The sequence below is a fragment of the Nostoc sp. FACHB-152 genome, from assembly GCF_014697475.1.
In the GTDB taxonomy this organism is placed as follows: domain Bacteria; phylum Cyanobacteriota; class Cyanobacteriia; order Cyanobacteriales; family Nostocaceae; genus Nostoc_B.
Genome location: NZ_JACJRV010000004.1, coordinates 244,132 through 258,488 on the forward strand (window position 1 = coordinate 244,132; position 14,357 = coordinate 258,488).

Consider the following 14,357-nt stretch of genomic DNA (forward strand, 5'->3'; position numbering starts at 1 on the left):
AACTAGCAGCAATATTTAGATAGAAAGCAGATTATCACTACCGCTATTAAATTCCTATTTTTAACTTATAATTACTCACCAAAAGACTTACTAACGGTTATAGATGAGTATCTTAGCCAGTTACCAGGAGAGGAAATTTCAAGTTAAAAATTAAGTTACTGGGCGGGGCTTGCCCGCCCAATACAATTAACCGAAATGTTGAATAATTGCGTCGGCAAATTCAGAACATTTGAGAGGTTCTACAGGTGGTTCTATTAACCGTGCTAAATCGTAGGTGACTTGACCCTGCGCGATCGCATCTCCTAAACCTTTCTTAACTAAGTCTGCGGCTTCTTGCCAACCCAGATATTCCAACATCATCACGCCAGACAAAATTACCGAACCAGGGTTAATTTTGTCTAAGCCTGCGTGTTTGGGTGCTGTACCGTGAGTTGCTTCAAAAACAGCACAAGCATCACCAATATTCGCGCCTGGCCCCATACCTAAACCGCCAACAATCGCCGCCGCCGCATCCGACAGGTAATCGCCGTTGAGGTTCATTGTTGCCAGAATAGAATACTCATCTGGTCTGGTTTGAATTTGTTGAAAAATACTGTCAGCAATCCGGTCATTGACCATGACTTTATCTTTCCACTTGCCATTGCCGTGGCTGTCCCAAATTGAATTAAGAACTGTTTCAACTTCCTTGACAATTTGGGATTTTTTCTCTTGGGTGAGGGCATCAAAACCAGGATCAATTTGACGGGCGTTTTCTTCTAAGGAAATATTAGGATTTTTCTCCTTGTTGCTTAAAATCCAAGATTCCCGTTCGGTAACTGTCTCTTGACGAAACTCTGTGGTTGCTAATTCATAACCCCAATCACGGAAAGCACCTTCGGTGTACTTCATGATGTTACCCTTATGCACCAGAGTCACCTGTTGCTTCTGTTTGGGTAAGGTTAAAGCGTGTTTAATGGCGCGACGTACTAGACGCTGGGAACCAGTTTTGCTGATGGGTTTGATGCCAATACCAGAATCGAGAGGAATTTGCTTTTTACCGTGTTCTGGGGTGGCGGGGATAAGTTCTTTGTTGAGGATGGAGATTAAGCGATCGCCGATTTCACTACCTTGTTTCCACTCAATTCCCAAGTAAATATCTTCGGTATTTTCCCGATAAACAATTACATCTAGCTTTTCAGGATTTTTGTGCGGTGAAGGCGTACCAGCGTAATAACGGCATGGGCGCACGCAAGCATATAAGTCAAAAATTTGACGTAATGCTACGTTTAAAGAACGAATCCCACCACCAACGGGAGTAGTTAAAGGCCCTTTAATTGCCACACCATATTCTTTAATTGCCGTCAGAGTATCTTCTGGTAAATACTGATAAGTACCGTATAAATCACAAGCCTCATCACCAGCATAAACCTTAAACCAACTAATCTGGCGTTTACCTTGATATGCCTTAGCTACTGCCGCATCTAGTACCTTTTGAGTAGCAGGCCAGATATCAATACCTGTTCCATCGCCCCGAATAAACGGGATAATTGGGTTGTCAGGCACAATTGGCTCACCATTTTTGAAGGTGATTTTTGATCCACTAGTCGGGGGGGTAATCTTGTCGTACATAGTTTAAACACTCCAGAAAAACATAAAAAGTATGAAGTATGAAGTGTGAAATATAATTTCAGCTTCAACCTCTATCCTTCATCTTGCCTAGGTTCTAGCCTCTAGTCCCCAGTCCCTAATCCCTTAATATGCAGATTTTCCCCCTATTCCTCTTTTACAGCATTTGGGGATTTAAGTGAAACTGCCGCAATTTTGTACGATCAAAAATAGTAAACTACTTTTCGCTATCAGTGTTTCATCATCAAAAACGCCCGATAGCGATCGCTTGTTCACTGACCGCTAACACGAGTAATGGCATGACAGACCCAATGATTGTATCAGGCACTGCTAATGACATCGACTCCCTCAGACAACGCTTAATCGCTGGGTCTCTTCAAGTCCAACAACAGATCATCCCACAGTTAGCCAACTTAGGTAATCAGGGATTAGAAGTGTTGATGGAATTTTTGCTGAAACGTCGTGAGTCCCCAGCAACTTGGATTGATGGTAAAGCCTACCAAGTCCTTTATAACTCTGATGCACCAACTGCCAGAGAATTTCTACAAAATAATTTTCCTGAGGGCATTGTACCTCTAAAATCAGACGCAGGGATCAATTACAATCCTTTACAACAGCTACTTGCTGCCCAAGACTTCCAAGCAGCCGATCGCATGACTATTGCAAAAATGTGCGAAGTAGCTGGTTCCACGGCTGTCAAACGAAAATGGCTGTATTTTACGGAAGTTGACAATTTCCCTATGACTGACTTACATACTATTAATAATTTGTGGTTAGTTCATTCGGAAGGTAAATTTGGCTTTTCAGTACAGCGCGAAATTTGGTTAAGCCTTGGCAAAAATTGGGATAGTCTCTGGTCGAAAATTGCCTGGAAAGATGGTAATAATTGGACACGTTATCCTAATGGCTTTATTTGGGATTTGAGTGCGCCGAAAGGTCATTTACCTCTCTCGAATCAACTGCGAGGAGTGCGTGTAATTGCGTCTTTATTTGCTCATCCGGTGTGGACAAATAAAGTATGAAGTATGAAATTAGTAACCCGTAAAATTAAATTATGCGGAATAACATCAAACGCGAATTTTACGTCATTATTGAACGGGACGAAGATGGCTATTATATCGGAGAAGTCCCACAGCTAAGAGGTTGTTACAGTCAAGGAGAAACAATTGATGAATTAATGGTCAATATTAAAGAAGTTATTGAACTGTGTTTAGAAACAGAAAATGATGACACAATCTCAGAATTTATAGGTGTTCAAAAAGTAGTAATTTAATGCCAAAACTACCCAGCCTGACTGGTAAAACAGTTATTAAGGCACTAGAAAAAGTAGGATTCCAAGAGGTGCGTCAAAAAGGCAGTCATGTGCAAATGGAACATGAGGATGGACGCTTGGTTACTATTCCTGTTCATGCTGGTAAAACAATTGGCAGAGGATTACTAAGAAAAATACTACGAGATACCGAACTTACTAGGGAGGAGTTCATCGCATTGCTCTAAAGAAAAATAGGGTAATATGCCTAGCAATTGCAAATTCAAAATATCAGATTAAATAATGGCTAAAGTACGTCTCGAAGAAATTAAACGTCGGTTTAACAACGTCACCGCCATCGAAGATATTACCTTTGAAATTCCCGATGGCGAGTTTTGGGTGTTAGTTGGGCCGTCTGGTTGTGGTAAATCAACGATTTTGCGGACGATCGCTGGTCTAGAAACTGCCACTTCTGGCAAACTATTTATAGGCGATCGCTTAATGAATAATATCCCAGCCAGACAGCGCGATGTGGCGATGGTATTTCAAAACTATGCCCTTTACCCGCATATGACGGTGGCGGAAAATATCGCCTTTGGTTTACAGATGCGGAAGGTGGATGCAAAGCTAATTCAAGAACGCGTGAAGACAGTGGCGCGATCGCTTTCTTTGGAACATCTGTTAGATAGAAAACCTAAACAACTTTCTGGTGGGCAGCAACAACGGGTAGCATTAGGGAGAGCGATCGCGCGTGAACCTCAAGTATTTTTATTAGATGAACCTTTATCTAATTTAGATGCTCAATTGCGCGATGACACCAGAGCCGAATTAAAACAACTGCATCAAGAATTAGAAATTACGACTATTTATGTCACCCATGACCAAGTTGAGGCAATGACCTTGGCGGATCAAATTGTGGTGCTAAATCGGGGAAAAATTCAACAAATTGGCGACCCGCAAAGCATTTATGCTCGTCCTGCTAATCAAATGGTGGCGACTTTTTTAGGTAGTCCCCCAATGAATATTTTGTCGGCAAAATATACAAATGATGGGTTTGATGTAGGTGAACAGTTAATCAGAGTTCCAGCAGATGTGAGGGAGAGTTTACAACTACATCCGGGGCAGAGTTTTGATTTGGGTATTCGTCCAGAGCATATTTATATTAATGAACTACAGCGAAACACACAGGAAGAGATAGGAGAATTATTTGTTGAGGTAAAAGTGGTTGAGCCTTTGGGAAGGGAAACTTTAATTCGTGCTGCTTTACCTGATTCAACTGTATTATTAAATGTTCAAATTGGTGGCAATGTGCGCTTCCATCCAGGCGATCGCTTATCTTTAAAATTAGATTTAAGTCAGTTATTTGTATTTGATTCTATTACTGGAGATAGGTTATATCCCCAGTTCAATAATTAATTTAAAACCCTGAATATCAGGAATGACAATAATTTTGCTTCCTACCTTCTGCCTCCTAAGGTATTAAAACTAAACTGCCAGATTCCACAACTCCTAGTGCATTTGGCTTGCTAAAACGCCAGTGTTGTTGATATCTGTTGAGAAAGTTTTGTCCGATAATACCGTCTACTCCTGGGAGTTTGAGAATGTTGCTTTGCTCAACAATTACAGCATCAATTTCAGTGGCTTGGTGTTGCTGAATTTGCAGCTTAGTCAATTTAACCTTTTTGACTGTTTCACGTCCGCCAAAACCGAAAATTTGTGATGTTTGAGCGTTGCGATGGTCAATTCCTAATTTTTGAACTACTGACGGGGATAGCATCATCGCATAAGCTCCTGTATCCACCGCAAAAGTAAAAGGCCCTTGACCGTTAATATAAACTTGGGCAGTCAAAATCCCAAAGCTTCCTTTTAAAGGAATAGCACCCGCAACAGATTTAGAAGGTGGTAGAAGTTGCAACTGTTGTTTTTTTGGGTTGAGTACAACATCGAAATTACTTAAAAAATCTAATCCTAAAACTCCAGTGATATTCTTTGGTAGTGCCTGTGTCGGTAGGCCTAAGCCATGAATACCAGCAACAGTGGCAGAATTTACGCCTAAAACTGGTAAGACATGGGTATTAACTTCTATTCCTTTGAGGTTATTCCCAACTACTGGCTTATATTCTAAAAGTCCTTTCGGCACAGGACTACTATTAAGCCCAAGTTGTTGAGCTATTTGAGTATTTATAATTGTTTGACTATTACCTGTATCTAATATAAAAGTTTGAGTTTGTTTGCCAATGCGGACTGGAACCGTAAAAATAGAACTTTCACCAGCAAAGCTAAGTTGGGTGCTGGCTTGTCCTTGACCAATAGGTTGAGGTAGTTTCACACCAGTTGCTTCCATAAAAGCTGCCATGCGCTCAAAAGCATCTGGGCGAAATTGGCCATTTGCGCCTAAAGCTACTACTTGCAAGGCACATCTATTAGCAATGGCTTCAGCTTGTGCTTGATTTGTTAGCTTTTGATTAAAAGATTTAGCCTCGGTACATTTGATGACTTCTTGTAACAGTTGTTGACCAAGGCTAGTGGCTGGTTTTTGATGAATTTGACCAGCAGCAGGTGTCGGTATCAATGGGAAAAGACTGCTGAAGTAAATGCTGGGAATAAGCACATAAGAAAGCAGACTTTTGCCTCGGTGTGAATTTTGGTTTGTTGGAATCTGATATTTTTTCCACCGAGACCGAATAGAAATTTGCATAAAAACAGTGAATATAGCTAGTTAACACACTGTTTTAACTTGGTACTTAGCTAAATCACCAGGTGAAAATGCCCCATTTTCTGTAATTATGGCTGTGATTAACTCTGCCGGAGTAACATCAAAAGCTGGGTTATAAAATTCCACGCCTTCAGGTGTTAGTCTGGTGTCACCAACTTGATAAATTTCCTCTGGGTGGCGTTCTTCAATGGGGATTTGGCTACCGTCAGATAATGCAAAATCAACGGTAGAAAAAGGTGCGGCGACAAAGAAGGGTATGTTGTGAGCTTTGGCTACGATCGCTAAACTATATGTACCAATTTTATTTGCTGTGTCACCGTTGGCAGCAATGCGATCGGCTCCTACAACTACAGCATGAATCAAACCCCTTTGCATACAGTGGGCTGCCATATTATCTGTAATCAGTGTCACGGGAATATTTTCTTGCACACATTCCCAAGCTGTGAGTTTTGCACCTTGTAACCGGGGACGGGTTTCGTCAGCAAACAACTTTTCTAAACGCCCTTCGCGCCAAGCGGAACGCACTACTCCCAAGGCTGTACCGTAACCTGCTGTTGCTAACGCCCCAGCATTACAATGAGTCAGTAAAGTTAGCTTTTCGGGTGTTTTGGGCAGTACAGTTAAACCATGATCGCCCATTGCCTGACAAGTTTGCAAATCTTCAGTATTAATGGCTTGGGCTGTTTGAAATAAAACTTGTTTAATATCTTCAACACTTCCCTGAGTTGCGTGGGCAGTTTTTAACATTCGGTTAATTGCCCAGAATAAATTTACAGCCGTGGGACGAGTTGCTTGTAATAGTTGGGCAACATTTTCTAATTGGGTTAAAAATTCGCTGCGTTCGTTGGTTGTAATTTCTCTCGCGCCAAGATACATTCCATAAGCCGCAGCCACACCAATAGCCGGTGCGCCCCGCACAATCATGGTTTTAATTGCCTGCGCTATTTCTTTACTAGTGCGAATTTCGACAAAGGCATACTCATTGGGTAAAAGGGTTTGGTCAATCAGTGACACAGAATTGTTGTGCCAAATTACCGGATAAACCTGATTTGCAGAGCGTGTCATCAAAATAGCTAGTTCATTAAGTTAGTAAGTAAATGTTATACCAATTCGCAATGACGCTCGCTGGCTCGCTAACGCAATTAAGAAATCTAGCTCCAGTAAGAGTTTCCTGATTTTCATCTGTTGCCTCATTTTAGAGAATTGATATTACTTGATCAGAACTAGTAATGTATTTGACCAACTACAGCAAATCGTGTATGAGTTCCAAATAAATCCTTTGCCTATTAAGCTGTTCAGCCATATATTCAACGTGAATTTGCAATTAATGTAGCGATCGCCTGTACTAACTCTTCAGGCTCGATAGGTTTGGCAAGATGCTGTTGAAATCCGGCTTGTAGTGCTTGTTTTTGGTTGATTTCTCCAGCATAAGCTGTGAGTGCGATCGCTGGAATATTACCTCCCTGTTGAGGCGACCATTTTCTAATTTGCCGAATCAAGGAATAGCCATCCATTTCTGGCATTCCAATGTCACACAGCAGCAAATTAAAGTTAGACTGATTCAAAAGTGTTAATGCTTGGATTGCCGAAGCGGCCTTGGTAACTTGTGCGCCAAATTGCATTAAAATGAATTCTGCCAACTCCCGCATATCTGCATCGTCATCTACAACTAAGATGTGCATACCTGTGAGGTTTGTTGTAGTTTGAGAATCGCTGTTATTAGCTGATAGCTCTGGTTGAACGACGTTTAACGGTAGCCTGACAGTAAATGTTGCCCCTAAATCTTGCCCTGGGCTATCTGCTGACACAGTACCGCCATGCAGTTGGGTTAAATGACGAACAATTGCCAGCCCTAATCCTAACCCGCCGAATTTGCGTGTGGTTGTGCCATCTTCTTGGCGGAAATATTCAAACACATAAGGCAAAAATTCACGGCTGATACCTTTACCAGTATCTTGAACTTGGATTTGAGCATACATCCCAACTTGCTCTAACCGGATCTCGATGTGTCCGCCCGGTGGTGTGAACTTCACCGCATTCGAGAGCAGGTTCCAGATAACTTGTTGTAAGCGGTTAGCATCACCGGAAACTGTGCCTGCTATTGGGTTGAGTTGCGGATGAATTTGAATGTTCTTAGCTTCTGCGGCTAATCTGACTGTTTCTTTAGCAGATGTAATAGTTTCAGCTAAATTCACAGGCGCGACATTTAAGGTCATTTTGCCTTGCAGAATGCGGGAGACATCCAACAAATCTTCAATTAATTGCGCTTGTAATTTAGCGTTGCGTTCGATTGTTTCTAGAGCTAAGTCAGTTTTACTAGCATCTAGCCGCTTGCTGCGGAGCATTTTTGTCCAACCTAAAATCGGGTTGAGAGGCGATCGCAATTCGTGGGACAATACCGCCAGAAATTCATCTTTAACTCGGTTGGCGGCTTCGGCTTTGGCGCGATCGCTTTGGGCTACTTGGTACAATTGAGCATTATCAATGGCTAGAGAAGCACGATGAGCCAATTCCTCTGCTAGTAGCAAATCATTTTCATCATATCGTCTTGCCGATTCGGCTGAGATAAAGGAAATTACGCCTAAAATTTGTGATTGAGTTTTGAGGGGTACTGTCATTACTGATTTAAACCCAACAGAGCGCAGAATTTCTAAATGTTCTGGGTCTTGGGCTGCTTGTACAAGTAACTCATCAGGAATATCTGGTAACAAATCTGATTGTCCAGTTCGCAATGTCAATGCTGCACCCCTAGCTGCATTCGGGTCTAAAGGATATTTTTCTCGAATTTGTTCAGCCCATTGCAGTTTGGCAGGGTCGATGTGAGCTACAGTAATTTGCTCGATTGAGCCATCTTCTTCGATCATGTGGACTGTACACCAATCAGCTAACTTAGACACTGCTAACTGTGCTACTCGCTCTAAGGTGATTTGATAATCGAGGGAAGATGCTAAAACCGCACTTGCTTCGGATAAAAAGTTTTGGGCAAGTTCTAACTCTACTTGCTCGCTGACATCGACTATATAGATTAAAACATCTTCTACTTGCCCTTGAGCGTTGATGGTTGGCAAATAATAAACACTGTAGTAACCAGGAGAGCGATCGCTTCTTCCGGGGACGTTGACAGCAAAGTTAGGTGAGATAAAAGCATTCCCTGTAGCGTAAATATCATTAAAGAGTTCGACTAGCTTGGGATCAGATTCACCAAACAGTTCGGCAATTGAATGTCCTAAGTGTTGTTCGCGGGTTAATCCGTTGATTTGGGCTAATGCTTCATTAATCTCAATAAATCGCTGTTTGGCATCTAACAAACCAATTCCCACTGGAGAGGTTTCAAAGATGGTTGCTAATTGGCGTTGGGCTGTTTCTGCTTGATAACGCGCAATGCGTTCGCGCTTGAGTAATGTTTCGCGTTCTTGTTCGGCTTGCTTGCGCTGTGTAATTTCGATGACAACACCAATCGAGTGATTGGGTTTTCCTTGAGCATCGTAGGTAAACTGTCCTCTCGCTTCTACCCAGTGAATAGAGCCATCCATCCACCGCAGACGATATTCGTGGTGATACTCTTTTCTTTCCAGCATGGCTTGCTGAAGTTTCGCCTCAGCTTGAGCTAAGTCATCGGGATGAACCCGTCTCGCCCAAACTTCATAACTAGGTGGGCATTCATTGACTTGTAAACCTAGTACTGTGAAGTGTCCTTCTGTCCAAAGCAATGTACCAGTTTGGATATCCCAGTCCCAGGCTCCCATACGTCCGGCTCTGAGAGCGAGTTGCAAATGTGTCTCACTTTCTCGCAGGGCTGCTTCGGCGCGCGATCGCTCTACAGCTAGCCAGGTTTTTTGGGCAATTCGCTCCAGTGTGTCTTTTTCTTCGCTTGTCCAGTGCCGGGGGTAAGCATGATGCAATACAAGTAGTGCCACAAATCGTCCTTCTTTCACTAAAGGCACACACAACAGTGATTTTGTTTGAATAGCATCGAAAGCAGCAGCACCAGATCCAGCAGTTCGAGGATCGATATCGACATCATCCACGACAATTGTTTGACCTTGCTTCAGTTGAGCAATCAGTTCCGGGCCGAAGGAATCCATGTGGTGGCTGCCAGCTACACTGATCACACCATTGCAATAGTCGCGATCGACAATCACATATTCCTGGGTAGAATCAATTTCACCGTAAGTACAGCGAGTTACTTGGAAGTGTTGCCCGGTAGCGCAAACAACTTGCCAGATAATTTCATTCGAGTCTTCAATAGTCCGAATTGCATCATTCAATTCAATTAAAAATCTTTGTTGTCTCTCCTTCTGTTGCAGATCTTCTAGCAGTTGGGCAATTTGTTGCTTGGCTTGCACTTGGGCTGTAACTTCAATGGTATGAATAAACACGCCCTGAATGCTATCCTGAGCATCCTGCCAAGGTGAAAACACACAGTTAAAAAATGCTTCTCCTAATGTGCGATCGCCTTGACGATCTAAGTAGGCAGGGGACTCATCTAAAATTAACTGTTGCCCTGTTTGGTAGACTTGTGCGATTAAATCAAAGTAAATCTGCCCTTCTAACTCTGGAAATACCTCCCGCATTGATTTACCAATAATGTCTGGAGTTCTTCCCGTCATTTGCAGATACATCGGGTTGGCAAATTCATATATCAAGTTTGACCCTGTAACAATGCCAATCATGGCAGGTATTTGCATGAGGATGTCATGTAACCGCTTGCGTTCGGTTTCTGCTGTCTGTCGGGCAATTTGTTCTTGTTGTAGGAGGCGATCGCGTTCTGCTTCTATTTGTTTGCGTTCTGTAATATCCACCGAAATTCCAACTATCCTTACTCCTTTGCCACTGCCATCAACATAAACTCGGCCTTTGCTATTGAGCCAACGCACAACACCATTTGAATTAATTATTCGGTATTCCTGCTGGTAGGAAGTTGCTCCAGCGATCGCCGCTTGTGCAGCATCTATCATTCGCTGGCGATCGTCTGGATGAATAATTGCAAAGAACTCTTCTGCTGTACCTTCTTGAATACCCCAAATATCCAGGCTATTAGGAGAACACACCACATAACTTTTAATTAAATCCATGTCCCAGGCAACAATTTGTGCAGAAGACAAGGCAAGTTGTAGACGTTCTTCCATCTGCCGCAAGTTCTCTTCAATTTGTTTGAGGTGCGTCACATCCTGAAACATTCCAATACCAGTCGCTGGATGACCATACATCGCTGGCAACATTTCTCCCCAGCAAAGGGTTGAGCGAATGCCACCTGGTGTATACCAGTTCATTTCATAGTTTTCTAGCTTTTCTCCCTGGGCAATTAGCACCGCAGGCATTCTGGCGGTAGGGATGCGGTCGCCATTGGTATCGGTACAGTAGTAAGCATCAGTGTACTCCTCCAGAGATTTATTTTTTGCTAAATCACCGCCTGCCAATTCATTAGCGATCCGATTTGCAAAGGTAATTTTTGCTGTTTCTGGTTCAATAAATACCATTGCTGTTGGCATCAAATCCAACACTGTTTTTAACCATTTTTGCTGGTTTTCTAAAGCTTCAGTTTGCTGCTGGAGGGCTGTTTGGGCTTGTTTACTATTAGTTATATCTTGGAAGACGCAAACGGCTGCCACAATTTGATTTTGGTGATTAAAAATCGGTGCAGAATTTACAGAAATAAAAGTCTGGCTACCATTATTTTGATGAATCACCATTTCTTCGTTAGAGATTACTTCGCCTGTGCGGAGCGATCGCACCAGTGGGTACTCCTCTGCGGCATAGCTGCCGCCATCAGTACGAAAAGCCGTAAATGGAGTTACAAGTTCATATTCCTCAAGTTCCAAGAACTGTTCATAGTCGTAGCCAGTAATTTGTTTGGCTTGTTCATTAGCCAAAACTAACTTGCCAGTTGCCGCATCGGCAATTAACACACCTGCTGGTAACTGCCTTAAAACAGTCATAAACTGAGTATGTTCAATTTCAAGTTCGGAGAGTAACCTTTCCCGTTCAGCCTCAGCTTGTTTGCGTTCTGTAATATCACGAAAATATACTGCCAAACCTTCCGCCGAGGGATAGGCTTTTACCTCTAACCAACATCCAACAGGTTCTCCAAATTCTTCCCAAGAAACTGGGACTTGTTGAGCTAATGCCCGATGCATTTCCTGGTATGCTATTCCACCTACAAGTTCAGGAAAAACTTCATCCCAAACATTTTTCCCAAGCAACTCTTCTGGTGTTGTTTGCAGAATTTGGGCTGCTGCTCGATTCACGTAGGTGTAATGCCAGTTTTGATCAAAAGCAACAAAGGCATCCGTAATAGTTTCTAGGATAGTTGTAACTTTGCGTTCAGTTTCTTGGGCAGCCAGGAGTTGGGCTTGTTGCTGCTGGCTTTGTTTGGTGTGTGTCATGTCCCGGCTGATGACTATGACAGATATGGGTGTTCCCTCAGCATTCAATTCGGGAACTAACCGAGCTTGATAAAATCGCACACCCATCGGAGTCGCAAATTCAAATTCAATCTCCTGTTCTTGCGCCGTGGCGAAAACTTGGCGTAAATGCTCTTCCCAGAACAGGTAAATTGGATCTGACATAAATTCGGACATGGATTTGCCCAGTAGCTCATTTCGTGGCAATCCTAGAGCTTGCTCAACAATGCGGTTGACATACAAATAACGGATTTGTGAATCGAAGCGAGCGATCGCATCAGGAGAATTTTCTAATAAAGCTGTTAAATCTTGTTGCTGACGTTCTAAAGTGGCGATCGCTTTTTGTTGTTCAATAATGCGCGCTGCCAAAGAAGCATTTTCTGTATTTACTTCAATCGCCTCAGTATTCAGATTTACTTCATTCCCCAAGCTGCGGGCAACGTGTTCAATCACTTCCGAACGAGAAATACCTCGTCTGTGAGCCTCATCATCAAGCAATTGCCACGCTGTACTGGTAAGTGATAGGCTAACCCGTTGTTTTGTTTCTGCATCCCAATTACTAACAAACTTACCAGTGGTGTCACGTTTCATGAAGATTTATCCGTATGCATACACGGTTTCTTCTATTGAATATGACTTACTCCCTACTCAGAATCTCCCCTAAGGCTGAGGTTTTGGTTGCATGATAAGGGAATAGGTAATAGGGAACAGGCAATAGGGAATAGGCGACAGCAAATAATTAGAGAAATTGATCAAAAGACTAATTTAATTGCCACTTCATCAACATAAAAATTGCCACTACAATTACAAAAAAACCAAAGCCTTTTTCTAACTGTTTTGCTTGAATAAACTGCGATAAATAAGCTCCCAGAAGCATTCCTGCACTAGCAGCTAAAGTAAAAGTCAACATTAAATTGATATCCACAGGGATAGAACCTAAATATCCAAGAAATCCTGTTATGGATTTGAAGACAATAATTACTAATGAAGTACCGATCGCTTGCTTTATGGGTATATTTCCTAAAAGTACAAGCGCTGGAATAATCATAAAACCACCACCAGTCCCAACTAGACCAGTAATAATTCCTACACCCAAACCTTCTACGGGAATAGCTAACCAAGAGGGGATACGAGTAGGAGTATCTTTGCTCAATTCCAAATCTAATTGTTCTGCGGACTCATGATTACTGTTACGAATCATAAAATACGCCGCTAGTAGCATCATGCCTATGAATAAGACCAGCTGAAGGGTTGGTGATACAACGGGTAGAGTAGCAATCCGAGCGCCGATGTAAGCCCCTAGCATCGCACCAGGAGAAAACAGCAAAGCGATTTTAAAGTTGACATTGCCTTGTTTCCAATGCGGAATGATCCCAATCAGGCTGACAAATCCGACAATCACCAAACTCATAGCGATCGCTGACTTAATCGGCACTCCCATCACATTAATTAAGACAGGTACTGCTAAAATCGAGCCGCCACCACCAATTAAACCTAAGCTTAAACCCACACAAACAGCTAATAAGTGTCCAATAATCTCAAAAAACATCGTCATCTAACATTTATAAGGTGTAGCGGCATCTTATTTTAGTCAATACTTGAGCATATAAGAATCAGGTTTGATGACTGAACATATTTGTGTAGGAAGGGTTGAGGCAACAGGCAATAGTAAAGAAGGCCGGTAGAAAATTCTTAGATATTGCCACAGCGTTGGTTAGCGGGAACTGCTTCCATAATTTTTTTCGGATTAGGTAGGTTGAGATTGTTCATTAATTCAATGAACTGTTCCCGGCTTTTCCCAGTCAACCGAGGATTCCATTGCTTCTCTTCGCCAATGGTAGAAACGGTATGACCTTTGTAATCGTGAGCAGGATAGACTAGTGTTTCATCAGGTAGCGTAAACAGTCTTTGAGTAATCGCATCGTACATAGCACCAGCATTCCCACCCTGAAAATCTGTGCGTCCACAACCACGAAAGAATAGCGAGTCTCCGGTAAGTAAATGAGTGTGGTTGATTAAATATGCCATATGGCTATCAGTGTGACCAGGAGTTGCGATGGCTTGAATTTGCACATCTCCAATTTCTAAAACTTCGCCATCTTTAATAAAGCGATCGGCACAGCTAACATGAGTATTTTCTGGTAATATTCCTTGACAACCAGTTAGCTCTCGAATCTTGCCTGCTCCTGTAATATGATCAGCATGGATGTGAGTTTCTAAGCAATAAATTAGTTTTAAACCCAACTGATTAATTAAATTTAAGTCACGCTCTACCTGTTCAATTACAGAGTCAACCAAGACAGCTTGCTTCGTTTTACTATCAGCTATTAGATAAGTATATGTGCAACTATCTTGGTCAAAAAGTTGACGAAATAGCATAAGC

Annotated in this window: 10 protein-coding genes; 4 read left to right on the top strand and 6 right to left on the bottom strand. The window is 42.3% G+C overall.

What is annotated here, in order from left to right:
- Positions 1 to 186 precede the first annotated feature (186 nt).
- Positions 187 to 1,608, bottom strand: coding sequence for an NADP-dependent isocitrate dehydrogenase (locus H6G76_RS06250; protein WP_190697042.1), 1,422 nt, complete (start codon positions 1,606 to 1,608; stop codon positions 187 to 189).
- Positions 1,609 to 1,904: 296 nt separating this feature from the next.
- On the opposite strand from H6G76_RS06250, the gene H6G76_RS06255 reads away from it, so the two are divergent.
- Genes H6G76_RS06255 through H6G76_RS06270 form a run of 4 tightly spaced genes read left to right on the top strand, consistent with a single transcriptional unit; the run spans position 1,905 to position 4,270 of the window.
- Positions 1,905 to 2,627, top strand: a complete 723-nt coding sequence (locus H6G76_RS06255; RefSeq protein ID WP_190697266.1) for a GUN4 domain-containing protein — start codon at positions 1,905 to 1,907, stop codon at positions 2,625 to 2,627.
- 32 nt (positions 2,628 to 2,659) lie between these two features.
- Complete coding sequence (locus H6G76_RS06260) at positions 2,660 to 2,878, top strand: type II toxin-antitoxin system HicB family antitoxin (protein WP_190697044.1); 219 nt, start codon at positions 2,660 to 2,662, stop codon at positions 2,876 to 2,878.
- Positions 2,878 to 3,102 (top strand): type II toxin-antitoxin system HicA family toxin, encoded by a 225-nt coding sequence (locus H6G76_RS06265; RefSeq protein WP_190697046.1) that lies wholly within the window; start codon positions 2,878 to 2,880, stop codon positions 3,100 to 3,102. Before H6G76_RS06260 ends, H6G76_RS06265 begins: the two co-directional genes overlap by 1 nt.
- Positions 3,103 to 3,157: 55 nt before the next feature.
- Positions 3,158 to 4,270: an ABC transporter ATP-binding protein gene (locus H6G76_RS06270; RefSeq protein WP_190697049.1), complete on the top strand. Its 1,113-nt coding sequence runs from the start codon at positions 3,158 to 3,160 to the stop codon at positions 4,268 to 4,270.
- Positions 4,271 to 4,325: 55 nt separating this feature from the next.
- On the opposite strand, the gene H6G76_RS06275 is transcribed toward H6G76_RS06270, so the two are convergent.
- The 5 genes from H6G76_RS06275 to H6G76_RS06295 all read right to left on the bottom strand — a co-directional run bounded on the left by H6G76_RS06275 (position 4,326) and on the right by H6G76_RS06295 (position 14,353).
- Positions 4,326 to 5,552 carry a retropepsin-like aspartic protease gene (locus H6G76_RS06275; protein WP_190697051.1) on the bottom strand — a complete coding sequence of 409 codons (1,227 nt, stop codon included), beginning with the start codon at positions 5,550 to 5,552 and terminating at the stop codon, positions 4,326 to 4,328.
- 21 nt (positions 5,553 to 5,573) lie between these two features.
- A complete protein-coding gene (mtnA, locus tag H6G76_RS06280; protein ID WP_190697054.1) occupies positions 5,574 to 6,635 on the bottom strand; it encodes an S-methyl-5-thioribose-1-phosphate isomerase in 1,062 nt (353 codons plus the stop codon).
- A 242-nt stretch (positions 6,636 to 6,877) separates the two neighbouring features.
- On the bottom strand, positions 6,878 to 12,565 hold the full coding sequence (locus H6G76_RS36880; RefSeq protein ID WP_190697066.1) for a PAS domain-containing protein: 5,688 nt from the start codon (positions 12,563 to 12,565) through the stop codon (positions 6,878 to 6,880).
- Between the two features lie 169 nt (positions 12,566 to 12,734).
- Positions 12,735 to 13,529, bottom strand: a complete 795-nt coding sequence (locus H6G76_RS06290) for a sulfite exporter TauE/SafE family protein (protein WP_242056324.1) — start codon at positions 13,527 to 13,529, stop codon at positions 12,735 to 12,737.
- Positions 13,530 to 13,666: 137 nt separating this feature from the next.
- Positions 13,667 to 14,353, bottom strand: coding sequence for an MBL fold metallo-hydrolase (locus tag H6G76_RS06295; protein WP_190697069.1), 687 nt, complete (start codon positions 14,351 to 14,353; stop codon positions 13,667 to 13,669).
- Positions 14,354 to 14,357: the final 4 nt, after the last annotated feature.